The following is a 21,475-nucleotide window of genomic DNA, read 5'->3' on the forward strand; positions in this document are numbered from 1 at the left end:
TCTGCTGGTGAGTGATCTGCTGGTGAGTGATCTGCTAGTGGATGATCTGTCTGCTGTTCGATGCGGGCATGGCCGCCGGGCGCGGGCGGGACTGGCCTCAAAGATCCTCCGCGCCCGCCAGCGCCGTGACGGAAACGGGCCGGATCGGCCATCGGGGTATCGCGCCGTCGATGTCCGCCAGCGTCAGGACGCCGTCCTCGTCCGGTGCGGCCATGCTCGCCGCGTGAGCGCAGAAACGGCCCTGGCACAAGCCCATGCCGACGCGGCCGACCAGCCGCAGCTCGCGCGCCGAATGCAGGTCCTGCTCCGCCAACGCGCGGCGGGTAACGCCTTCGCAGCGGCAGATGACGGTGTGGGCATCTATTGGAGGCATGGATGCCAGCGCCGGGGCGAACAGGCGCCGGAGCGACTTTTGGAACGTGGCTGCCGCGCCTTGGGGCGCATTCTCGTCCGCCGACGCGGGCTTGCCCGCCGTCGCCGACGATGACGGCGCACCGGCGTCCAGCGTCGCCGAGCCATGATGAGATGGCCGCCCGTTCAATCGGCTCATGACCATGGCGGCCACGCGCCGTCCTTCGGTCAACGCCGCGTCCGCCCCCAGCACCTCATTGCAATCGCCCGCCCTGGCGATGACGATGCCGTGCACATCCCCGGCCGGAATGCCGCGATCGTTGGCGACCAGCCCGCCATGCAACACCAGCAGGTCAACCTCATAGTCCCGCTCGCGCCCCCGCCAATCACGAGTCCGCACACGCAACGCACCCGCGCCACCGGCTGCATTGGCTGCATTGGCTGCATTGGCCGCATTGGCTGCGTCCGATGCACCGGCGGCACCGGCCACGCCCATCTCACCGGCGATACCCGCCACACCGCCCAGGCTCACGGCAACCACCGCCGTCGCCGTGCGATACGGCACTTGTGCCGCGCGCAAGCGGCGGAAGTAGCCGGCCGCCTCCAGCAACTGCCGGGGCCCCGCCGCCAGCCCGAACACCGCCCCGGGCCGCGTCCACAGATTGCGAAATAACGCCGCCGCCTCCAGCACGGCCACCGGGGCATTCCCCATCGCCGCCAATTGCGCCCCCAGCGCCAACGGCAAGGGACCGTTGCCCGCGATCAGGATGCGGCCGCGCGGCGCCTGGCCGCTTTCCTTCAACTGCACCTGAAGCCCGCCCGCCGTCACGACGCCGGGCAATTCCCAGCCCGGCACATGCGGCGCCCGCTCCGTGGCGCCCGTGGCGAAGATGACGGCCCGCGGCCGCGCCAGCTTCACCGCCCCGGCCTCGCGGCTATCGATCATGCAAACGCCGTCGCCATCGATGCCCAGGAAGACCGCCGACGTCAGCACGCGGATGCGATCCGCCAAACGCGCCAGTTCCCGCTGCAACGCGGCCCAGTTCTTCTTGTGCCGCGCCGGCATCGGCGCCGCGCAGGGACCGCCGTCGTGGGCGGCGCGATGAATGGCGCCGCCGGCATGGGGACGCTGCTCGACCAGCAGGACGCGCGCCCCGCGCGTCGCGGCCTCTATCGCCGCGCTGACGCCGGCCGGACCGGCGCCCACCACCAGAAGGTCACAGCAGGCGGACTGCGCCAGGGCCGCGGATGACATCGGCATGGTCTTCCCCCGCCCGCTCAAAACGCGCCCGGCGCGACCACCGCGCCCGCCCGCGCCAAGGTCAGGCAGGACTCCACGGCCGCCCCGCCGTCCACCGACACCAGGCAGCCCTGGCATTGCCCGATGCCGCAGAAATACCGCGCCCGCTGCCCGCCCGCCGCCGGCCCGAAATCCTCGACCTCGGCGCGGCGCAAGGCCAACGCCAGCGTTTCGCCGTCGCGGAAGGAAATGGCGCGGCCATTCCAATAAAAATGCATCATGACGACGCTCCCGCCAAGGCCTCGCCCGCCGCCGCCCTGGCGAAGCGCGCGGGCGACAAGGCCTCGATATCCAGGCTGCCCGGCCGCCCCAGCACGATCTCGGCCGCCAGCTTGCCCATCAAGGGTCCGAGACAGATGCCATCGCCCTCGAAACCGGTGGCGATGGCCAGCCCGCCGATACCCGGATGCCGCCCGACGATGGGCAGTCCATCCACGCTCGCCGTCCGCACGCCGGAGAACGTGCGGATCACCCGCCGGCGCGCCAGCGGAGGATAGGCGTCCAGGGCCTCGCGCAAGATGGTGGCGACATGCCGCACGGTGGTCTCCCGGTCGGCCAGGCCTTCCTCGCGCGTCCCGCCGATCAGCAATTGCCCCGTATTCAAGGGATCGATGACCAAGCTCACGGGATTGCGCCGGGATGCGTCGGCGCTGCGCTTGGCGGCCAGGTAGGCCGCCGACATCAGCGGTCCGGCAAAGGCCGGCACATTGTCAGTGGCCCGGTCCGTGATCACGATCTGCCCCTTGCGCGGCACCAGGATCTCGCCCAACCCGGCCAGCGCCGTCGAGCCCAGCCCGGCGGCGATCAAGACGGCATCGCCGCCGAAGGTCCCGGCATCGGTCTCCACGCCGACGGCGCGTCCCCCCTCGACCTTGATCGCGCGCGCCGCCGCATGGCGGACGATATGCGCGGCGGACCGCTTGAGCATGCGGTCGACGATCTGGTAGCCCAGCGCATGGCCGTCGTCCGGCACGGCAAGCGCTCCGACGATGGCGGGCGACACGCCGGGAACGCAAGCCCCGAACGCCGCTCCGCTCAAGCGCTCCACCCGCACGCCGGCGCTTTCCAGATCGCGGCCGTGCAGGGCCATGAGTTCGGCCTCGGCCTCGTTGCGCGCGAAAAGAAAGGTGGGACGCTGCTGGAACAGGCCGCGCAGCAAGCCGTCGCGGGTCAGTTCGACATACAGGTCCCGCGCGTTGCGGGCGATATTCATCAGGAAACCGGGCTTCTTGCTGCCCACCGACACCAGCCCGTCGGAAGCGCCCGAGGCCCCGGCCGAGGGCGTGCCGGCATCCAGCACGGTCACCGCGCAGCCGGCCTGCCGCAGGAAATACGCGGCGGACGCGCCGACGATGCCCGCGCCCACCACAAGGACGCGGAAGTCGCCGCCCGTGGGTGCTGCTGCCCCTGTATCCATGACCGAAAACCCGCCCCCGATGACCCAGGAAAGCCTGCCCGACCGCGGGCCGTCCTCCCTCTTGCTCCAAGGCGCACAACTTACACGATTTCGGCAGCCGCTTCGCGGCGGCGGGCGTGGCGGCACTGTGGCGGCGGCGTGGCGAAGTTCAGACGGCCCGATCGCGTCCGGCGGGGATTTCCCTAGCTTGCTCGCCCCTCCGCGCGACGACTAATCTAAATAACAACATGATCATATCGCTATGCGATACGACAATAGCTCTTATTCCAGATCGCCTGCCGCCCGCAGGCCCCCCCTCCCGGAGTCCCAATTGCAGCCGTCCGACCACCCTGTCTTCTCCCCCGTCGCGGGATTCATGGGCCTGCCCGCCAGCCGCTCCCCCGACGCCGGCGTGCCCCGGGCCTGCGTGGTGGGCATCCCCTTCGATTGCGGCACGCATCCCTTCCGCGTCGGCTCGCGCCAGGGCCCGGACGCCATCCGCGAACAATCGCGCCTGCTGCGTCCCTTCGACCTGTTCCGCCGCGCGGGCGTCGACAATCCCTCGGCCTTCCTGCGCGCGGTGGACCTGGGCAACGTCGTCTGCCAGCCGGGCGATACCGATTACTCCTACCCCCGCATCGAAGCCGCCATCGCGCAGGTGCTGGACAGCGGCGCCATCCCCATCTCCATGGGCGGCGACGGGGCCGTGACGCTGCCGCAGTTGCGCGCCGTCTCCCGCCGCCATCCCGGCTTCGTGGTGCTGCACATCGACTCGCACACCGACACCTATCCCATTCCCGGCTACAACACCGCCACCACCTTCACCCGCGCCGCGGAGGAGTCCCTGCTGGACGTGGGCGCGAGCTACCACGTCGGAACGCGGGGCCAGTCCTTCATGGGCGGCGTCATCGAGTACGGCCGCGAGGTGGGCTACACCGTGGTGCCCTTCGACGAGTTCATGGCGGACCGGGGCGCCGTCGTCGAGCGCATCCGCGCCGGCATCGGCGACCGTCCCGTCTACCTGTGCTTCGACATGGACATCTTCGATCCCTCCTGCGCGCCCGGCGTCTGCACTCCCGAATGGGGCGGCCTGTCGCCGCGCGAAGGCCTGGACCTGCTGCGCAGCCTCTCGGGACTGAACTACGTGGCGTTCGACGTCAACACCGTTTCGCCGCCGCAGGACGTGCAGGGCGCCACCGCGTTCCTGGCGGCGACCGTGCTCCAGGAATGCTGCGTCCTGGCCGCCGCCGCGGTCCAGGCGTATCCACAGGGCCGGCCCGCCTGAAGCGCCGGCGCCATCCACACACACAAGGGGAATGCTCATGATGTTCAAGACGATCGCCGCCGGCCTGATGCTCGCCGGTCTGCTGTTGCAGCCCGCCGCCGCGCGCACGCTGGACGAGGTGCGCGCCGACGGCACGCTCAAGGTGGTGACCACCGCGTCCTCGCCGCCGCACGGTTTCAAGAACCCGGCCTCCAACCAGTTGGAGGGCATCATGGTCGACGTGGCCGCCGGCGTGGCCAAGCGCCTCAAGCTCAAGGCCGCCTATACCGAGGTCCCCTTCTCCGGCCTGATTCCCACCCTGACTTCCGGCCGCGCCGACCTGATGTCCGGCCCCCTGTTCATCACCCCGGAACGCGCCAAGGTGGTCGACTTCTCCGTTCCCGTCTACGAATGGGGCGAAGGCGTGGTCGTCTCCGACAAGGCCGCCAAGCCGTACACGAAGTTCGAGGACATGCAGGGCAAGCGGGTGGGCGTGCTGGTGGACTCGGTGCAGTTCAACATGATCAAGGACATGCCCGGCACCAAGGTGTCGACCTATCCCGACTACGTCACGCTCATCGCCGACGTGCGCGCCGGCCGCATCGACCTGGGCGTGGTGGATCCCCCGAGCATCATCTACCAGATCAAGAGCAAGGGCATCTCCGGCGTGAAGCTGGACACCGCCTACCAGCCCCAGAAGAAATGGCAGGTCGGCATGGCGGTCGACAAGGGCAATACGGCGCTGCTGCAAGCCGTCAACCAGGCCCTGGGCGAGATGAAAAGCAGCGGCGAGATGGCCGAGATCGGACGCAAGTGGGGCGTGTCCGACCTGCTGGCCAAGTAAGGCCGCGATCGCAGGCAGGAGCCCGTCATGACCCTCGACATCTTGCGCATGTACCTCTCGCCGCTGGCCGAAGGCGCGACCTGGACGCTGGCGCTGTTCTTCTGTTCGGCCTTCCTGGCGGTGGCGCTGGGGCTGCTGGTGTGCCTCTGTCGCATGTCGCGCTCGCCGGTGGCCAGCCGGCTGGCGCGCGGCTACATCGAAATCATCCGGGGCACGCCGCTGTTGCTGCAGTTGTTCTACATCTACTACGGTCTGCCCCAGATGGGCGTCGTCATCGACGGCTTCGTGGCCGGCGTGCTGGGGCTGACGCTGAACTTCGGCGCCTACCTGGCCGAACTGTTCCGCAGCGGCATCCAGTCCGTCGACGCCGGCCAGTACGAAGCGGCGCGCGCGCTGGGCCTGAACCGGCGGCAGCGCCTGCATCGCGTCGTGCTGCCGCAGGCCTTGCGCACGGTATTTCCCGCGCTGGGCAACTATGCGCTGGTACTGGTCAAGGAAACCTCGCTGGTGGCGGTGATCAGCGTCTACGAATTGATGCGCGCGGGCGAAATGCTGGCCGGCGCCACCTTCCAGGCATTGACCGTCTACACGCTGGTGGGACTGATCTACTTCGCCATGTGCAGCGCCCTGTCCTATCTGTTCCGCCGCTCCGAGAAACGGCTGACGGTGCCCGGCTACTGGAGCGGCGCGGGCGAGAACCACGACATCAGCAAGGCATGAACATGGATGCAAGGCATGCGGGCGCAAGCGTCCCGATGATCACGCTGAGCGAAGTCAGCAAATGGTACGGCGCGCAGCAGGTGCTGCACGACGTATCGCTGGAGGTGCGCGCGGGCGATCGGCTCATCCTGTGCGGGCCCTCGGGCTCCGGCAAGTCGACGACGATACGGCTGATCAACCGGCTGGAGGAACACCAGCGCGGCCGCATCGTGGTCGACGGCATCGAGCTCGGCGACGACGTGTCCAGCGTCGAGCGCATTCGCGCCGAAGTGGGCATGGTGTTCCAGCACTTCAACCTTTTCCCGCACCTGACGGTCCTGGACAACTGCACGCTCGCGCCCCTGCTGGTCAAGCGCGTGCCGCCCGCCCAGGCGCGCGAGCGGGCCATGCAGTACCTGGAGCGCGTGCGCATCCCGCAGCTTGCCGAAAAATTCCCCGGCGAGATCTCCGGCGGCCAGAAGCAGCGCGTGGCGATCGCCCGCGCCCTGTGCATGCAGCCCAAGGTCATGCTGTTCGACGAACCGACGTCGGCGCTGGACCCGGAGATGGTCAAGGAGGTGCTGGACACCATGGTCGAACTGGCGCGCGACGGCATGACCATGATCTGCGTCACGCACGAAATGGGATTCGCCCGGGAAGTCGGCGACCGCGTCGTTTTCATGGACCAGGGAAGAGTGGTGGAGATGGACAGCCCCGAACGGTTCTTCCAGTCGCCATCGACCGAGCGGGCGCGCGCCTTCCTCGGACAGATATTGGGATAGACCGGCGCGACGGCGCCGGCCGGCAGGGCGCTGCCGGCCGGGCTTCGAATCGCATGCCGATGCAATCGCTTCGTTATGCGCTACGCTATGCTCTTTTCGCCCACCGTCCCCGCCCCATGTCCGTCGCGTCGCTCGAAGATTCCCCCCTGTTCGTCTCCGCCCTGGCGCGCGGCATTTCCCTGCTGCGCGCGTTCAGCGAAAGCAGCCCCGCCATGACGCTGCCGGAACTGGCCCAGGCGACGGGACTGACCAAGAGCGCGGTGCAGCGCTTCGCCCACACCTTGTGGACCCTGGGCTACCTGCGCAAGGATCCGGCCAGCAAGAAATTCTCGCTGGCGCCCTTGTCGCTCGAACTCGGCATGCGCTACACCCAGACCAGCGCGCTGGTGCTGGGCGGCAATCCCTTCCTGCATTCGCTGAACCGCACCAGCCAGGAAACCTGCAGCCTGGCCGAGCCCGACGGCACCGACATGGTCTACGTGGCGCGCTTCGCCACGCACAAGCAGATGTTCGTCCATATGCCGGTGGGCATGCGCCTGCCGATGTTCTGCACCGCCGCCGGCCGCGCCGTGCTGTCGCGCCTGGAGCCGGCGCGCGCGCGCGGCCTGCTGGAACGCAGCCGGCGCGTGGCGTATACGCCCTCCACCATCACCGGCATCGACCGCCTGATGGAGGAGCTGGAATTCACCCGGCACCACGGCTATGCGCGGTCCGACGGCGAGTTCTATCCCGGCGACATCACCATCAGCGCCCCGGTGATGGACGCCGGCGATACGCCGGTGGGCGCCGTCAATGTGTCGGTGCCGTCCAGCCGCTGGTCCTTCGCGGAAGCGCAGGCCGTGTTCGGTCCCCAGGTATTGGAAACCGCGCACGCCATCCGGGCATCGCGGACGCTGGGACGCATGCATCCCTACTACGACATGGCCGCGCCGCTTCCCGCCTGACAGCCTTTTGCGGCCGCCGGGCGCGATGCGGCCAGGCCGTGGCCGCGCGCAAGACGGCCGTGGCTCAGCGCCCCAACAACCCGCGCGCCCCCAGGTTCCGCATCAACTGGCCCAGCCCGAACTCCCAGGGCGGCGCGCTGTCGCTGTGCGTCACGACGTTGCGCAAGGCGCCCAGCTTCGGCGTGGCGATGCTGACCCGGTCGCCGAGCTTGTGCGTGAAGCCGCCGCCCGGATGATCCCGGTCCTCGGTCGGCGCGAACAAGGTGCCCAGGAACAGCAGGAAGCCGTCGGGATACTGGTGGTTGCGGTTCAGCGTCTGCGCCACCAGGTCCGTGGGATCGCGGCTGATCTGCGCCATCGAGCTCGACCCGCTCAGCACGTAGCCGTCCTCGCCTTCCACGCGCAGCGTCAACTCGCAGCGGCGCACGTCGTCCAGGCCGAAGGTCTCGTCGAACAGGCGGATGAAGGGCCCGATCGCGCAGGAGGCGTTGTTGTCCTTGGCCTTGCTCAGCAGCAGCGCGCTGCGGCCTTCGAAGTCGCGCAGGTTGACGTCGTTGCCCAAGGTCGCGCCGACGATCTCGCCCCGGCGCGTCACCGCCAGGACCACCTCGGGCTCGGGATTGTTCCATTCGGATTTGGGATGGATGCCGATCTGCCTGCCCGTGCCGACCGCCGCAAGGACCGGCGCCTTGGTGAAGACCTCGGCATCGGGACCGATGCCCACTTCCAGATATTGGGACCACAGGCCCTGCGCCATGAGCACCGACTTGAGATGGGCCGCTTCCGGCGAGCCGGGCTTTACCGCGCGCAGGTCCGTGCCTATCGCGTCGACCACGGTGCGCCGCACGCCTTCGGCCCGCGCCGGATCGCCCTTGGCCTGTTCCTCGATGACCCGCTCGATCATGCTGGCCGCGAACGTCACGCCCGCCGCCTTGATCACCTGCAGATCGGCCGGCGCCAGGAAATGGGGCTGGCCGGGATCGGGGTCCGCGCGCGTGTTCGCCAGCACCTCGGCGACGGCGCCGATACGGCGGCCTTCGGCGGCGCGCACGGCCTGCGCCGGGTCCGCCGCGTCCAGCAGCTCGCTCAGCGTCGGGAAGGCGGCGGAAAGGTCGTACACGCCGTCGCCGCGCAGGACGACCGGCGAAGGCCCGCCGGGTCCGCCCGCATGGCCTGGCGTCCACGCCCTGCCCACCAGCGTGGCGCCGGCGCCGTCCGCCGGCAGCGTATTTTCAGGAGTCAGCATGTGCATGGCCGTCCGCTTGTTGAATGGAGAACAGGAAACAGGAAACAGGAAACAGGAAAACCGAGTAGACCAGATCGCCGCGATGAATCCCAATGAGGATTTCTCAAGCATTGATATCATTTCGTCATCGCGAGCTGACGGGAACGCAGGCATGGCGAACGGCGACATCACCTCCAGCCAACTCTGCGGCTGGCTCAAGGCACGGCACCTGGTATTGATAGACACGCTGGCGCGCACGCGGAACATGCGTGCGGCGGCGCAGCAAATGAACCTGACCCAGCCCGCGCTCAGCAAGATGCTGCGGGACATCGAAACGATGCTGGGCTTCGGGCTGTTCGAGCGCCTGCCGCGCAGCATGCCGCCGACCGAACTGGGCGAGCACGTCGCCGCCTACGCGCGCGGGGTGCTCAACGACACCGACAAGTTCGTCGCGCAGATAAACAAGCTGCGCCGCGGCGGACACGGGCATCTGAAGATCGGGGCGATATTCGCGGCCACCTTCCATCTGCTGCCGGCCGCCATCGCCCGCGTCAAGGACCAGCGTCCGCTGCTCTCCGTCGAAATCCTCGAGCAGACCAGCGACAAGCTGCTGGACATGCTGGAGCGCAAGGAAATCGACATCGTCATCGGCCGCTTCCGCGAAGCCAGGCACAGGCAGTTGTTCGACTTCACGGCCCTGGGACCGGAACCCTTTGCCCTGGTGGGAAAAGCCAGGCATCCTTTGGCCCGCAAGCGCGCGCGCCCGATTCCGATCGCGGAACTGCGCGACTGGCCCTGGGTGCTGTATCCGGCCGGCACGCCGATACGCGAGCGCATGGACGAGGCGTTCCATGACGCGGGCGTCGAGCCGCCGGCGAACACGGTGGAAACCATATCCATGCCGACCTTCCTGCAGCTTCTGCAATCCGGCTCCAGCATCGCCATGCTGCCGGTGCCCATGATCCAGGCCCATCTCGACACGGGCCGCCTGCGCATCCTGGACAGCGACCTCAAGGTGCAGCCGCTGGAGTATGGCGTGATCCACCGCAAGGACGCGCCCCTGTCCGCCACCGCCCGCCTTTTCGTCGACGCGCTCATCGCCCAAGGCGCCGAACGCCACGCCCACGCATAGAAGACCGCCGAAGACCATCATGCCCCGTCCCATTCCGCCCTTGAACCCCCTGCGCGCCTTCGAGGTCGCGGCGCGCCATCTCAGTTTCACGCGCGCGGCCGAAGAGCTCTGCGTGACGCCCTCGGCCGTCAGCCACCAGATCAAGGTGCTGGAAGACAATCTCGGCGTCCCGCTGTTCGTCCGCGACAGCAAGTCCCTCATCCTGACTAGCGCGGGCAAGGCCTACCTGCCGGGCGTGCAGGAGGCATTCCGCCAATTGGTGCAGGCGACCTACCGCGTGCAGCGCGAACGGCAGATGCAGGCGCTCAAGCTCAACCTGCCGCCGACCTTCGCGGTCAAATGGCTGATTCCGCGCATGAAGCGGTTCAAGGCCCGGCATCCGGAAATCGACCTGCGCGTGTCGACCACCAAGAACATGTCGGACTTCGAACGGGACGACGTCGACGTCGAAGTGCGGTACGGCCGCGGCGACTATCCCGGCCTGCACGCCGAACGCTGCCTGGCGGTAGAGGTGACGCCCGTCTGCAGCCCCGCCCTGCTGGACGGTGCGGCGCCCTTGGCGCGGGCCGACGACCTGCGCCACCACACGCTGCTGCACGACGACAGCACCTACGACGACGTCAGCAACCCGGACTGGGCCACGTGGATGGCGCATGCCGGCGTGAGCGGCGTCGACACCTCGCGCGGGCCGTCCTTCTGGCCCAGCCACCTGGTGATCGACGCCGCCATCGACGGCCTGGGCGTGGCGCTGGCCAAGCGCAACTGGGTCCGCCGCGACATCGCCGCCGGGCGGCTGGTCGAGCCCTTCCCGGACCTCGCGCTGCGCATCGAGTTTTCCTACTTCCTGGTCTATCCGGAGGAACGCGAGTCCGACCCGCGCATCCAGGCCTTCGCGGCCTGGGTGCGGGAAGAACTCGCGCGCGACGGCGACGGCGAGGATGCGTGGCAGGACTCGCCGGGAAAACAGAAGCCTTGAGACAGAAGGCTCAGGAACCGAAGGCGCCCGCCTCGCGCCAGCCGGCCAGGCGCTCGTCGGGGATGCCGAGCTCGCGGAAGACCTCCTCGGTATGCTGGCCCAGCAAGGGCGCCGGACGGCGCACCTGCTGCGGCGTGCCGCTGAGCTTGACCGGGAATCCCAGGACCTTCACGCGCCCTTCCACGGGATGGTCGATCTCCATCACCATGTCGCGGGCGCGCGCCTGCTCGGTATCCAGGGCCTCCCCGTAATCCAGGATGGGCGCCGCCGGCACGCCGGCGGCCAGCAGGCGCTCGACCCAGGCGTCGGCCGGCGCTACGGCCAGCGCTTCCTCGATCAGCGGGATCAGCGCTTCCCGGTTTTTCAGCCGCGCCACATTGTCAACGAAGCGCGCGTCGCGCGGCAATTCGGGCCGGCCGATGACCTCGCACAGCGCGCGCCACAGCTTGTCGTTGGCCGCGCCGATCACCATGTAGCGGTCGGCCGCGCGCACGGCCTGGTAGGGCGCGCTCATGCGGTTGGCGCTGCCCAGCGGCGCCGGCACGCGGCCCGTGCCCCAGAATTCCGCGCTCTCCCAGACCGACAGGCCCAGCGCCGTTTCGTACAGCGAAGCATCGATGTACTGCCCCAGGCCGGTGCTCGCGCGCCCGATGACCGCGCTGAGAATCGCATACGCGGCGAACAGCGCCGCGCCCAGGTCGGCGAAGGGCACGCTGGACTTCATGGGCGCGCCGCCCGGCTCGCCCATCACGCTCATGGCGCCGCAACTGGCTTGCGCGATCAGGTCCAGGCCGGGACGGCGCGACCACGGACCGGTCTGCCCGAAACCCGAAATGCTGGCGTACACCAGGCGCGGATTGATGGCGTGCAGCGTCTCGAAGTCTATCTTCAGCCGCGCCGCGACGCCGGGACGGTTGTTCTCGACCAGGATGTCCGCCTGCCGCACGAGTTCATAGAAGGCCTCGCGCCCCGCCGGATGCTTGAGATCGATCTCGACGCTGCGCTTGTTGCGGTTCAGCGCGAGGAAGCCGCCGCTGTCCTCGCCCTTGAGGCGAAACCCCATGGCGCGGCGGGTCTGGTCGCCGGCGCCCGGGGTCTCGACCTTGACGACGTCGGCCCCCATGTCGCCCAGCAGCATGCAGCAATAGGGCCCGGCCATGATCTGGCTGACATCCAGGACGCGCAGATTGGCAAGCGGAAGCGTCATAGTCTCATCCTTTGTTTATGGTTCTCGATGTGAACGGCCGGCGCGCGTCAGCGGCCGACGAAGGCGGGACGCGCCTTGGCGAGAAAGGCGCGATAGCCGATGCCGAAGTCCTCGGTGTCGAAGCAGTCGTAGGCTTCGTCCAGCTCCGCCTCGCTCAAGGGGCGCGCGTCCGCCAGGCGCCGCACGAAGCGCTTGTGCCAGCGCGCCACCAGCGGCGCCCCCGCGGCGATGCGGCGCGCGGCCGCATCGCCCTCCTCGTCGAGCCGGGCATCCTCGACCACGCGATTCACCAGTCCCTTGCCCAAGGCTTCCTCCGCGCCGAAGATCCGGCCCTCCAGCACGATCTCCAGCGCCACCGCGGGGCCGGCCAGCGCCACCAGGCCGCCCAGCTCGCCATAGGACATGACCAGCCCGAGCCGGTTGATCGGCGCGCCGAAGCGGCTGGAGGCGCCGCACAGCCGCATATCGCAGACGGCGGCCAGTTCCAGCCCGCCGCCCACGCAGGCGCCGTGGATGACGGCCAGCGTCGGATGGCGGCATCCGGCCACCGCCTGCATGGCGCGGTGGGTCACCCGGCCATAGGCGCGCGCCGCCGCCTTGTCCTTGCGCGTGCGGGGAAACTCCTCGATGTCCGCGCCGGCGGAGAACGCCTTTCCGCCCGCGCCGCGCAGGACGACGCAGCGCACCTCGTCGTCGGCCGAAAGCCGTTCCATGGCGTCCGCCAGGCCTTGCCACATGGCCTGGTTCATGGCGTTCATCTTTTCAGGGCTGTTGAGGACGACGGTGGCGACGGCGCCATCGCGTTCGACGATGATGGGTTCGGACATGGGCTTCCCGTTCTGGAGCCGGCGCGGGTCGCGCGGCGGAGATCCAAAGTGTAGGAATGCCGCCGGGGACGGGCCAAGCGAGAAATATTGCGGCGCCTTTCAAGAAAAACTCGTCCATCGCTGTGAGAAAAACTCAGCGCCGGTTCAAAAATTTCAACGTTGCGGTCCGCCGAGCGCTCTCCCTACACTTCCCGGCATCACTACCGCCGCGTCCGCCAGATGGCGCGGCCGATAACGACAAGGAGACGCAGATGAACCGACGCCAGGTCCTGACGGCAGCCGCCGCCGCGACGCTGCTGCCCGCGGCGCTCGCACCGTTCGCCAGCCGCGCCCAGGGCGGCATCCCCAACCCCATGCGCCTGGTGGTCGGCTTTCCGCCGGGCGGCGGCACCGACATGGTCAGCCGGCTGCTGGCGCAGAAGCTGGGCGCGATGTGGAATATCTCCGTGGTGGTGGAAAACCGCGCGGGGGCGGCCGGCGTCATCGCGGCGGACTACGTCGTCAAGCAGCCGGCCGACGGCAGTTGCCTGTTGATGACGAACTTCAGCAACCATGCGGTCGCGCCCAGCCTCTATCCCAAGCTGGGCTACGACGTCGATCGCGACTTCACGCCCATCATGCTCGCCGGCATCTCTCCCAGCCTGCTGGTCTGCCGCGCCGACCAACCGGCGCGCACACTGCCCGCGGTGGTGGAGCGTTGCCGCAAGTCGCCCGGCACCGTCACCTTCGGCTCGGCCGGGCCGGGCTCCGTGCAGCATCTCGCGCTGGAGATGTTCAAGCTGCGCGCCGGCATCGACGCGCTGCACGTCCCCTATCGAGGCTCCGGCGCCATGATGGCTGACCTGCTGGGCGGACAGATCGACTACAGCTTCGAGACCATGCCCTCGGCCACGCCGCAGGTCGCCAGCGGCAAGCTGGTCGCCATCGCGCAGACCCGCCTGCGCCGGTCGCCCGCGCAGCCCAACGTGCCCACGGTGGCCGAGCTGGGTTATCCCGGCTTCGACGCCAGCACCTGGTATGGCCTGGTGGGGCCGGCGGGCCTGGATCCGGCCTTGGTGAAGCGCCTGAACACCGACCTCAACGCCATCCTGCGGCAACCCGACGTCGTCGAGAAAATGAAGACCTACGGCGCGGAGGACGGCGGCGGCAGCCCCGAACATTTCGCGGCCTTCATCGACGAGGAAAAGACCAAGTGGGCCAAGGTCATCCATGATGCGCACGTCACCGTATGAAGAAGCGAGGCAGAAGAATCGGAATGCCCGCCCGCGCGGATAGGACCGGGCCATGACCAGCATCACCTGCATCGAGGACCTGCGGGTCCTGGCGCGCCGCCGCGTGCCGAAAATGTTCTACGACTATGTCGACGTCGGCTCCTGGACCGAATCCACGTACCGCGCCAACGAAGCGGATTTCCAGCGCATGCTGCTGCGCCAGCGCGTGGCGGTGGACCTGACCGCGCGCAGTACGCAGGCGACGATGCTGGGCCGCGCGGTCAGCATGCCGGTCGCCATCGCGCCCACCGGCCTGACGGGCATGGTGCGCGCGGACGGCGAAATCCTGGCCGCGCGGGCCGCGCAACGCTTCGGCATTCCCTTCACCCTGTCGACGGTCAGCATCTGTTCCATCGAGGACATCGCCGAGGCCACCGGCGGCCATCCGTTCTGGTTCCAGCTATACATGATGCGCGACCGGCGCTTCGTGGAAAGGCTGGTGCAACGCGCGCACGCCGCGCACTGCGACGCGCTGGTGCTGACGCTGGACCTGCCCATCAGCGGACAGCGCCACAAGGACTTGAAGAACGGCCTGAGCGCGCCGCCCCGGCTCACCTTGCTCAACATGCTCAACATGGCCGGCAAGCCCGGCTGGTGCCTGCGCATGCTGCGAACCAAGCGCCGGACCTTCGGCAACATCGTCGGGCATGCCGACGGCGTCGGCGACATGGCCTCGATGGCCGACTGGAGCTCCCGCAACTACGATCCGTCGATGACGTGGGACGACATCGCCTGGATACGCCGGATCTGGGACCGCAAGCTCATCCTCAAGGGCATACTGGACCCGGAAGACGCCCGCCAGGCGCGGCGTATCGGCGCCGACGCCATCGTCGTCTCCAACCACGGCGGCCGCCAACTGGACGGCGCGCCATCCAGCATCCGCGCCCTGCCGGCGGTCGTCGACGCCGTGGGCGCGCAGACCGAAGTCCATCTGGACAGCGGCGTGCGCAGCGGCCAGGACGTGCTCAAGGCCCTGGCCCTGGGCGCGCGCGGCGTCTTCATCGGCCGCGCCATGCTCTACGGCCTGGGCGCGATGGGCGAAGCCGGCGTCACCCGGGCCCTGGAAATCATCCATAAGGAACTGGATCTCACCATGGCGTTCTGCGGACGGACCGCGGTCAGCCAGGTGGATGGCGGCGTGCTGTTGCGGGATGCGCCGGCGGTATCGGTGGGGCCGGCGTCCTGACGCGCCGCGACGACGCCGTTACCGGACGGCAGCCGCGCCTCAGCCCAGCCGGTCCTTGACGGCCCGGTAGGAGGCGCCGAGCAGCAGCTTGGCGCCCTCTTCCGCCCGGGCCGGATCGCCGGCCTCCACGGCGGTCAGCAGCCGTTGCCAATCGGAAGCGGATTCGCTGCGCCGCTGCGCTGTCTGGAAGCTGAGCGACTTTCCCCGGACCGAGACCTTCCAGAGAATCTGGTTGCTCAATCCCTCGTACATCAAGGGCAACTGCTTCCAGCCCACCGCATTGATCAGCAACTGCTGGGTCTCGATCGAGACCTTCCCGTAGGCCGCCGGCGAGGTCGAGGGCTTGCCGGCAAGCTGGCGCAGGCGCTCGACCTGGGCGCGCAATTGCTGCAGCACCGCCGCATCCTTCGACAGCGCGACCCGCGCCGCCGCCAAGCCCAGCAATTGCGCGCGAATACAGAAGATTTCCTCGATGCCTTCGGCATCGATCTCCCGCACGCGCGCGCCGAATCGGGGAACCCGCTCGATCAAGCCCCGGCGTTCCAGCGCGCCGATCGCCTCCCTCACCGTGGTCCGGCTGACGGCGAAGCGGTCCGCCAAGGTTTCTTCCTTCAGCCGGTCGCCCGGCCCGAAATCGCCGTTCTGTATGGACTGCTGGAGCTGGTCCGCCATCTGCTCAGGTAGGGATTTCGACCTGCGACCCAGTGGAAGCACGTCGTCCGCGGCTGGCTTGGATGTTGGCGTCATAGAGGCAGACTGATGGCGGCGGTGTTGGACCCGCGATGAGTTGGCGTAGTGCCGTGTAGTATATCCGCAGAGATTCCATTCTTCGCCCGGGCCGCCGCCACCGCCACGAGCCAGCCGCCGCTCAATTGATCTGGATGTTGGCCGAGCGGATGACCTTCCCCCACTTTTCGACTTCCGCGGCGATGAAGGCGTCGGTTTCCGCAGGACTGCGGACGACGACCTCGCCGCCCAGCTTTCCCACCTGCGCAATGAAGTCGGGATTCGCGGCGACTTTCTTCAGGGACGCGTGGTACGCGCTGATGATGGCCTCCGGCGTATTCGCGGGCGCCAGCAGCGCGAACCATCCCAGCACCTCGAAGTTGGGATAGCCGCTTTCGGCCATCGTCGGCGTCTGGGGCAGGAAGCGGGACCGCGTGCGGGACGTGATCGCCAGCGGCCGCAACGAGCCGTCCTGGATGTGCGGCAGCATCACCGCGATGTTGTCGAACATCATGGGCACGCGGCCGCCGATCAGGTCAGGCAAGGCGGCGGCGCTCCCTTTGTAGGGCACGTGGACGATGTCGACCCCGGCTTCCGTCTTGAACAATTCGGCCGCCAGATGCTGGCCGGTGCCGGGGCTCGCGGACGCGAACTCCACCTTCCCCGGATGGGCCTTCAGGTAGGCCACGAAGTCCTTCACGTTGTGCGCCGCGACTTTCGGATTCACGACCAGCACATAGGGCGTCACCGCCACCAGCCCGATCGCCCTGAAGCTCTTGACGGTGTCGAACGGCTGGTTCGTATACAAGGAAGCATTGGTGGCGTGGCTGCTGGGCACGAAGAGCAAGGTCTTGCCGTCCGGATCGGACTTGGCCACCAGCGAGGCCGCCAGGTTGCCGCTGGCGCCCCCGCGATTCTCCACCACGATGGAGGTCTTCAGGTCTTCCGCCATGCGCTGCGCGACCAGGCGCGCGATGACGTCCGTCGTCCCGCCCGGCGGGAAGCCCACCATCAAGCGGATCGGTTGATCCGCGTTGGCGAGCCCGAGCCAGAACGGCGCCAGCGCACAGAAGAACGCCGCCAATGCCTTGCGGGCCCATGCCTTTCCTGATGTTCCGAACATTTTTTGTCTCCTCGGCCTTTCATTTTCATGGGACGAAGGCCGCCGCGCGGACGATCGCCCATTCTCATTTTTTATAGATGGCGATCAGGACACTGCCGCGATCGCGCTGCGCGCCGCCTGCTCGTCCATCGGCGATTCATCCTGGATCACGTAACCCGACGGTTCGCCCAGCAAAGAGCATCGCATCATGTGGCGCGGCTTGGTCTGGTCGAAATCCGGCAAGGCGATATGCAGCGTGCAACGGTTGTCCCACATGACGATGTCGTTCACCGACCAGCGATGCCGGTAGACGAACTCCGGCGAGGTCGCGTGGCGATTGAGGAAGTCGAGGATGGGACGGCTCTCCTCTTCCGGCATGCCCACGAAAGCGCGCACGCGATCGCTGATGAACAGCAGCTTCCTGCCGGTCTCGGGGTGCGTGCGCACGACGGGATGCGCGATGGGAGGGTTGCGTTTTTTCAACTCGGCAATCTGCGCGGGATCGCGGCGTTCGAAGCCCTTGATCAGGCTGATGTCGTGCACGGCGTGCATATCGTCGAGAAAATGCTTGAGCCGGTCGCTCAGCGCATCGTAGGCCATGTACATGTTGGCGAACATCGTGTCGCCGCCCACCGGCGGCTTCTCCTTGCACATCAACACCGATCCCATCGCCGGACGGTTGGTGTAGCTCAGGTCCGAATGCCAGTTGCGGCCGGTATTGCGCGTCTGCGAGGGCTTGCCGTCGCGGGGCTTGTTGGTCACCAGCAGCACTTCGGGATGATTCGGGTCGCGGTAATAGGGCACGCTGTCGTTACGCTCGACTTCGCCGAAATTCCGGGTAAACGCAATCAACTGCTCCGCGTCCAGGTCCTGGTCCGGAAATACCAGGACCAGGTGTTCGCGCCAGGCGGCCTTCACTCGCGCCAATTGATCCGCTTGCAATCCCTTGCGCAAATCCAGGCCCGTCACGGACGCGCCGGCGGCATATCCCAGCGGCCTCACTACAAGTTCACTCATGTCTCTCTCCTCGTGATGGTCGACACGCATTCCCGCGGCGAGGGGCGTATCGCGTTCGGGAAAAATCATACCCTCGATTCTTGAACATTGTCGACATCGACAATGTTCAAATCTATAAGCCGTTAATTTATATGGATTTTTATAGACACAGGCGTGCCAATCGGCTCACGGATGGCCGATAGCCGCTATGGTTTTCGAATGAATGGGGAGCTTGCCGGAGCGCTTCATGGCGCGGCCGATTTCCGGCCTTTCCGGCCCGAGACGGCCGCGGTCACACCCGGGGCAGGCGCGCGCCGGCCGTGGCGCCGGCGCCGCCCATGGCAACGATCAGTGCACTTTCACGCGCACCGCCGCGCCCGGGCGCGGTTCGAAAGCGGGCACGGTGCGGTTCTTCAATTCCTCGCCCTTGGGGCCCCACACCAGGGTGTCGGTGGGGAAGCTTTCGTCGCGCGTCATCTTGTCGATCTGCGCGGCGACCACCTTGCCGGCGTCCGCCACCTCGGGGTTCCAGGCATACACGCCCCATTGGCCATACCAGACCGCGGGGGCATCGGCATCCAGGCGGCGGTCGGGGCACATCACCAGACCCTTGTCCAGCAGGACGCGCAAACCGCCCACGGGCACCAGCTTGACCGTCGGCGTGGTGCGGTCCTTGCTGTGACCGGGGCACACGTTGGCGCTGCGCGCCACGGTGCTCTCGACGACTTCGCGGTCGGATTGGGCGAATGCGGTTGATGCGGCGCACAGCGCAAGTGCGGCGGTTGTCCAGGCGAGCGTGCTACGGCGAATCATGCGTGGGCCTCCACGTCCGGAAACGGACTGTTCGATTGACGAAAAATTCCTGTATGCCGGCCACGCGCATGCACGAGTCGACGACAGCACGCCGGGACCGACTTTTTGCGAGCGCCGATCATATCAGCCACAAAGTTTCGGCGGCCGTTACAGGTGCGACAGAAGGAATACACCGAAAATCGCGCGCCATCGAGGCAAACAGCATCCGGGACACCCCACTTCGGTGACCCTTGAACACTTCCGTCACACTGTCGTCTTATTTGAGAACGACGTCCTGCATGGCGTCCAATGGAGTTTGCGGGATCGGCCATCCCGGATGATCCAAGCGTTTGCCGACACTCCCTCAATCGCCCTGGTAGCGGATTTGCATCGGCAACGCCGGTCCGTCGCGCGAGACGGAATCCGTTGGCTGGCCCGCTCGCTGGCCGGTTCGCCGGCGATCGGGTAGCGTTATGGCTCCCGAATGAATTGGACCATGCCGGAGCATGCCATGACGAAGCCGATTTCCGACAAGCCGCGGACCGAGGATGCTGGCGCGTCTTCCGACAACCTGCCTTTTCTTCACGCGCACCTCCGGCTGCTCCTGTGCGGCGTGCTGCTGCTGGCCGCGGGAGGAAGCGCCTACGCATTGGGGTGTCCGCCCAGCCTCTCGCTGCTGCTCGGATTCGACGTCGGCGCGCTGGTGTTCCTGCTGGCGACCGCCCGCGTTTTCGCCCAGGCCAGTCCGGCGTCCATGCGCCTGCGCGCCAGGCAGCAGGATGTGGGACGCTTCGGCGTGTTGTGGAGCAGCGTGGCGCTGTCCTGCATGATCATGGTGGCGTTGTGGGTGGAGCTGCGCGGCCAGGGCGGATCGGGCGGCGCGGTGAGCGTGCTCGCGGCCGCCATCACCATCGTCATGTCCTGGCTCTACATGAACATGATCTTCGCGCTGCATTATGCGCACACCTACTATGGCGATCATGCCAACGCGCACAAGGGCCTGGATTTTCCCGGCACGGAAGAACCCGATTATTGGGACTTCGCGTATTTCGCGCTGGTGCTGGGAATGACCTTCCAGGTATCGGACGTGCAGATCGTGAATCGGCGCGTCCGGCGCATGGCCCTGATGCACAGCGTCATCGCCTTCTTCTTCAACGTCTTCATCATCGCCATCAGCGTGAACGTGGCGGCGGGCAAGGCGTAATAAAGCAGGCCAGCCTATGCCGCCCCGGACGCCTTGAGCGACGAGATCGCGTCCCCGGAATACCCCAGTTCGGCCAGGATGGCGTCCGTGTGCTGCCCGAGCGCCGGCACCGGATCCATTCTCGCCCCCTCGGGGTCGGCGATGCCCGGCGGCAGGAGCGCCGGCACCGGGCCGGCCGACGTGCCGATATCCACCCAGCGTGAACGCGCGCTCAATTGGGGATGATTCCAGACGTCGGCCATTTCATTCATCTGCGCGTTGGCGATGCCGGCTTCGTCCAGCCGGCTCAGCGCCTCGGCCGCCGACAGCCCGGAAAACGCGGACACGATGCGGTCGCGCAGCGCCGACCGGTTCTCGACCCGCCTGCTGTTCGAGGAAAAGCGCGCGTCCTCGGCAAGCTCGGGCTGCCGCAGCACCTTTGCGCAGAAAACCGCCCACTCGCGCTCGTTCTGCAGGCCCAGCATCACGTTACGGCCATCGCCCGTGGGGAAAGGACCGTAGGGATAGATCGTGGCGTGCGCCGCGCCGCTGCGCCGCGGCGGCGGCGCGCCGTCGAAGGCGTAATAGAGCGGGTAGCTCATCCACTCCGTCATGCTTTCCAGCATCGAGATATCGATGCGCTTGCCGCGCCCCGTCTGCTGGCGTTCCATCAGCGCGGTGAGGATATTCGAATAGCCATACATCCCCGCCGCGATGTCGGCGATCGAGCAGCCCGCCTTGGACGGCTCGTCCTGCGTGCCGGTCACGGAGAGGAATCCCGATTCGCTCTGGATCAACAGGTCATAGGCTTTCTTGTCGCGGTAAGGCCCCGGCGCGGCCGCATTGTCTCCGTAGCCCGAGATGTCGCAGACGATGAGCCTGGGATGCCGCGGCGCCAGGGCTTCGTAGGAAAGCCCCAGCCGGGCCGCCGCGCCGGGCGCCAGGTTCTGCACCAGCACGTCGGCCTGCTCCAGCAACTTGAACAATACGTCGCGCGCGCCCTGCTGCTTGACGTCCAGGGTCAGGCTTTCCTTCGACCGGTTGGTCCACACGAAGTGCGAAGCCAATCCATGCACGCGTTCGTCGTAGGCGCGGGCGAAGTCGCCCTGCCCCGGACGCTCCACCTTGATGACGCGCGCCCCCATGTCGGCGAGCTGGCGCGTGCAGAACGGCGCCGCGATGGCGTGTTCGAGCGAAATGACGGTGATGCCGCTGAGCGGCAATTTCTTTTCCATGATCTACCCTTCTCCAATCTTCTCCAATGGCGCGGCC

General features: G+C 67.6%; 21 protein-coding genes. 10 read left to right on the top strand and 11 right to left on the bottom strand.

Going from position 1 to position 21,475, the window contains the following annotated elements; translation table 11 throughout:
* Positions 1-97: 97 nt before the first annotated feature.
* From CAL29_RS24970 to CAL29_RS24980, 3 genes are read right to left on the bottom strand one after another with little or no spacing between them, the layout of a single operon-like run.
* Positions 98-1,612, bottom strand: a complete 1,515-nt coding sequence (locus CAL29_RS24970) for an FAD-dependent oxidoreductase (RefSeq protein ID WP_179284175.1) — start codon at positions 1,610-1,612, stop codon at positions 98-100.
* 17 nt (positions 1,613-1,629) lie between these two features.
* Positions 1,630-1,872, bottom strand: a complete 243-nt coding sequence (locus tag CAL29_RS24975) for a 2Fe-2S iron-sulfur cluster-binding protein (RefSeq protein WP_094855626.1) — start codon at positions 1,870-1,872, stop codon at positions 1,630-1,632.
* Positions 1,869-3,068 carry an NAD(P)/FAD-dependent oxidoreductase gene (locus CAL29_RS24980; protein ID WP_094855627.1) on the bottom strand — a complete coding sequence of 400 codons (1,200 nt, stop codon included), beginning with the start codon at positions 3,066-3,068 and terminating at the stop codon, positions 1,869-1,871. The genes CAL29_RS24975 and CAL29_RS24980 overlap by 4 nt, the downstream gene beginning before the upstream one ends.
* Positions 3,069-3,423: 355 nt before the next feature.
* On the opposite strand from CAL29_RS24980, the gene CAL29_RS24985 reads away from it, so the two are divergent.
* The 5 genes from CAL29_RS24985 (at position 3,424) to CAL29_RS25005 (ending at position 7,580) form a co-directional block, all read left to right on the top strand.
* Positions 3,424-4,332, top strand: coding sequence for an arginase family protein (locus CAL29_RS24985; protein WP_094856897.1), 909 nt, complete (start codon positions 3,424-3,426; stop codon positions 4,330-4,332).
* 37 nt (positions 4,333-4,369) lie between these two features.
* Entirely contained in the window at positions 4,370-5,155 is a 786-nt protein-coding gene (locus tag CAL29_RS24990; RefSeq protein ID WP_094855628.1) for an ABC transporter substrate-binding protein, read from the top strand.
* A gap of 27 nt (positions 5,156-5,182) precedes the next feature.
* On the top strand, positions 5,183-5,875 hold the full coding sequence (locus CAL29_RS24995) for an amino acid ABC transporter permease (protein WP_094855629.1): 693 nt from the start codon (positions 5,183-5,185) through the stop codon (positions 5,873-5,875).
* Between the two features lie 2 nt (positions 5,876-5,877).
* The gene (locus CAL29_RS25000) at positions 5,878-6,636 is read left to right on the top strand and encodes an amino acid ABC transporter ATP-binding protein (RefSeq protein ID WP_094855630.1); all 759 of its coding nucleotides are present in this window, start codon (positions 5,878-5,880) and stop codon (positions 6,634-6,636) included.
* 116 nt (positions 6,637-6,752) lie between these two features.
* The gene (locus CAL29_RS25005; protein WP_094855631.1) at positions 6,753-7,580 is read left to right on the top strand and encodes an IclR family transcriptional regulator; all 828 of its coding nucleotides are present in this window, start codon (positions 6,753-6,755) and stop codon (positions 7,578-7,580) included.
* Between the two features lie 64 nt (positions 7,581-7,644).
* Here the strand turns inward: CAL29_RS25005 and CAL29_RS25010 are convergent, their stop codons facing one another.
* Entirely contained in the window at positions 7,645-8,826 is a 1,182-nt protein-coding gene (locus CAL29_RS25010; RefSeq protein WP_256977739.1) for a fumarylacetoacetate hydrolase family protein, read from the bottom strand.
* A gap of 151 nt (positions 8,827-8,977) precedes the next feature.
* On the opposite strand from CAL29_RS25010, the gene CAL29_RS25015 reads away from it, so the two are divergent.
* Both CAL29_RS25015 and CAL29_RS25020 read left to right on the top strand, forming a co-directional pair.
* Positions 8,978-9,937, top strand: coding sequence for a LysR family transcriptional regulator (locus CAL29_RS25015; protein WP_094855633.1), 960 nt, complete (start codon positions 8,978-8,980; stop codon positions 9,935-9,937).
* Between the two features lie 19 nt (positions 9,938-9,956).
* Entirely contained in the window at positions 9,957-10,913 is a 957-nt protein-coding gene (locus tag CAL29_RS25020) for a transcriptional regulator GcvA (protein ID WP_094855634.1), read from the top strand.
* A 10-nt stretch (positions 10,914-10,923) separates the two neighbouring features.
* On the opposite strand, the gene CAL29_RS25025 is transcribed toward CAL29_RS25020, so the two are convergent.
* Together CAL29_RS25025 and CAL29_RS25030 are read right to left on the bottom strand one after the other, a co-directional pair.
* Entirely contained in the window at positions 10,924-12,120 is a 1,197-nt protein-coding gene (locus tag CAL29_RS25025; RefSeq protein ID WP_094855635.1) for a CaiB/BaiF CoA transferase family protein, read from the bottom strand.
* 47 nt (positions 12,121-12,167) lie between these two features.
* On the bottom strand, positions 12,168-12,947 hold the full coding sequence (locus CAL29_RS25030; protein ID WP_094855636.1) for an enoyl-CoA hydratase/isomerase family protein: 780 nt from the start codon (positions 12,945-12,947) through the stop codon (positions 12,168-12,170).
* A 251-nt stretch (positions 12,948-13,198) separates the two neighbouring features.
* On the opposite strand from CAL29_RS25030, the gene CAL29_RS25035 reads away from it, so the two are divergent.
* Positions 13,199-14,179, top strand: a complete 981-nt coding sequence (locus CAL29_RS25035; RefSeq protein ID WP_094855637.1) for a Bug family tripartite tricarboxylate transporter substrate binding protein — start codon at positions 13,199-13,201, stop codon at positions 14,177-14,179.
* Between the two features lie 52 nt (positions 14,180-14,231).
* A complete protein-coding gene (locus CAL29_RS25040; protein ID WP_094855638.1) occupies positions 14,232-15,404 on the top strand; it encodes an alpha-hydroxy acid oxidase in 1,173 nt (390 codons plus the stop codon).
* Between the two features lie 39 nt (positions 15,405-15,443).
* Here CAL29_RS25040 and CAL29_RS25045 read toward each other — a convergent pair whose 3' ends face one another.
* From CAL29_RS25045 to CAL29_RS25060, 4 genes are all read right to left on the bottom strand, one after another.
* On the bottom strand, positions 15,444-16,076 hold the full coding sequence (locus CAL29_RS25045) for a GntR family transcriptional regulator (protein ID WP_256977741.1): 633 nt from the start codon (positions 16,074-16,076) through the stop codon (positions 15,444-15,446).
* 196 nt (positions 16,077-16,272) lie between these two features.
* Positions 16,273-17,253: a tripartite tricarboxylate transporter substrate binding protein gene (locus CAL29_RS25050; RefSeq protein WP_094855640.1), complete on the bottom strand. Its 981-nt coding sequence runs from the start codon at positions 17,251-17,253 to the stop codon at positions 16,273-16,275.
* An 84-nt stretch (positions 17,254-17,337) separates the two neighbouring features.
* Positions 17,338-18,249, bottom strand: coding sequence for a TauD/TfdA dioxygenase family protein (locus tag CAL29_RS25055; RefSeq protein ID WP_094855641.1), 912 nt, complete (start codon positions 18,247-18,249; stop codon positions 17,338-17,340).
* 327 nt (positions 18,250-18,576) lie between these two features.
* Entirely contained in the window at positions 18,577-19,041 is a 465-nt protein-coding gene (locus tag CAL29_RS25060) for a hypothetical protein (protein ID WP_094855642.1), read from the bottom strand.
* Positions 19,042-19,531: 490 nt separating this feature from the next.
* Between CAL29_RS25060 and CAL29_RS25065 the strand changes: the two genes are divergently transcribed.
* On the top strand, positions 19,532-20,224 hold the full coding sequence (locus CAL29_RS25065; protein WP_094856898.1) for a DUF1345 domain-containing protein: 693 nt from the start codon (positions 19,532-19,534) through the stop codon (positions 20,222-20,224).
* A gap of 14 nt (positions 20,225-20,238) precedes the next feature.
* Here the strand turns inward: CAL29_RS25065 and CAL29_RS25070 are convergent, their stop codons facing one another.
* Complete coding sequence (locus tag CAL29_RS25070; RefSeq protein ID WP_094855643.1) at positions 20,239-21,438, bottom strand: CaiB/BaiF CoA transferase family protein; 1,200 nt, start codon at positions 21,436-21,438, stop codon at positions 20,239-20,241.
* Positions 21,439-21,475 lie beyond the last annotated feature (37 nt).

Origin of the sequence: Bordetella genomosp. 10 (genome assembly GCF_002261225.1) — a bacterium.
Classification (GTDB): domain Bacteria; phylum Pseudomonadota; class Gammaproteobacteria; order Burkholderiales; family Burkholderiaceae_B; genus Bordetella_C.

What these genes read in the sequence shown, in the direction of transcription:
- CAL29_RS24970 (WP_179284175.1), bottom strand. Translation starts at nt 1,612, where the DNA reads ATGCCGATGTCATCCGCGGCCCTGGCGCAGTCCGCCTGCTGTGACCTT.
- CAL29_RS24975 (WP_094855626.1), bottom strand. Translation starts at nt 1,872, where the DNA reads ATGATGCATTTTTATTGGAATGGCCGCGCCATTTCCTTCCGCGACGGC.
- CAL29_RS24980 (WP_094855627.1), bottom strand. Translation starts at nt 3,068, where the DNA reads ATGGATACAGGGGCAGCAGCACCCACGGGCGGCGACTTCCGCGTCCTT.
- CAL29_RS24985 (WP_094856897.1), top strand. Translation starts at nt 3,424, where the DNA reads ATGGGCCTGCCCGCCAGCCGCTCCCCCGACGCCGGCGTGCCCCGGGCC.
- CAL29_RS24990 (WP_094855628.1), top strand. Translation starts at nt 4,370, where the DNA reads ATGATGTTCAAGACGATCGCCGCCGGCCTGATGCTCGCCGGTCTGCTG.
- CAL29_RS24995 (WP_094855629.1), top strand. Translation starts at nt 5,183, where the DNA reads ATGACCCTCGACATCTTGCGCATGTACCTCTCGCCGCTGGCCGAAGGC.
- CAL29_RS25000 (WP_094855630.1), top strand. Translation starts at nt 5,878, where the DNA reads ATGGATGCAAGGCATGCGGGCGCAAGCGTCCCGATGATCACGCTGAGC.
- CAL29_RS25005 (WP_094855631.1), top strand. Translation starts at nt 6,753, where the DNA reads ATGTCCGTCGCGTCGCTCGAAGATTCCCCCCTGTTCGTCTCCGCCCTG.
- CAL29_RS25010 (WP_256977739.1), bottom strand. Translation starts at nt 8,826, where the DNA reads ATGCTGACTCCTGAAAATACGCTGCCGGCGGACGGCGCCGGCGCCACG.
- CAL29_RS25015 (WP_094855633.1), top strand. Translation starts at nt 8,978, where the DNA reads ATGGCGAACGGCGACATCACCTCCAGCCAACTCTGCGGCTGGCTCAAG.
- CAL29_RS25020 (WP_094855634.1), top strand. Translation starts at nt 9,957, where the DNA reads ATGCCCCGTCCCATTCCGCCCTTGAACCCCCTGCGCGCCTTCGAGGTC.
- CAL29_RS25025 (WP_094855635.1), bottom strand. Translation starts at nt 12,120, where the DNA reads ATGACGCTTCCGCTTGCCAATCTGCGCGTCCTGGATGTCAGCCAGATC.
- CAL29_RS25030 (WP_094855636.1), bottom strand. Translation starts at nt 12,947, where the DNA reads ATGTCCGAACCCATCATCGTCGAACGCGATGGCGCCGTCGCCACCGTC.
- CAL29_RS25035 (WP_094855637.1), top strand. Translation starts at nt 13,199, where the DNA reads ATGAACCGACGCCAGGTCCTGACGGCAGCCGCCGCCGCGACGCTGCTG.
- CAL29_RS25040 (WP_094855638.1), top strand. Translation starts at nt 14,232, where the DNA reads ATGACCAGCATCACCTGCATCGAGGACCTGCGGGTCCTGGCGCGCCGC.
- CAL29_RS25045 (WP_256977741.1), bottom strand. Translation starts at nt 16,076, where the DNA reads ATGGCGGACCAGCTCCAGCAGTCCATACAGAACGGCGATTTCGGGCCG.
- CAL29_RS25050 (WP_094855640.1), bottom strand. Translation starts at nt 17,253, where the DNA reads ATGTTCGGAACATCAGGAAAGGCATGGGCCCGCAAGGCATTGGCGGCG.
- CAL29_RS25055 (WP_094855641.1), bottom strand. Translation starts at nt 18,249, where the DNA reads ATGAGTGAACTTGTAGTGAGGCCGCTGGGATATGCCGCCGGCGCGTCC.
- CAL29_RS25060 (WP_094855642.1), bottom strand. Translation starts at nt 19,041, where the DNA reads ATGATTCGCCGTAGCACGCTCGCCTGGACAACCGCCGCACTTGCGCTG.
- CAL29_RS25065 (WP_094856898.1), top strand. Translation starts at nt 19,532, where the DNA reads ATGACGAAGCCGATTTCCGACAAGCCGCGGACCGAGGATGCTGGCGCG.
- CAL29_RS25070 (WP_094855643.1), bottom strand. Translation starts at nt 21,438, where the DNA reads ATGGAAAAGAAATTGCCGCTCAGCGGCATCACCGTCATTTCGCTCGAA.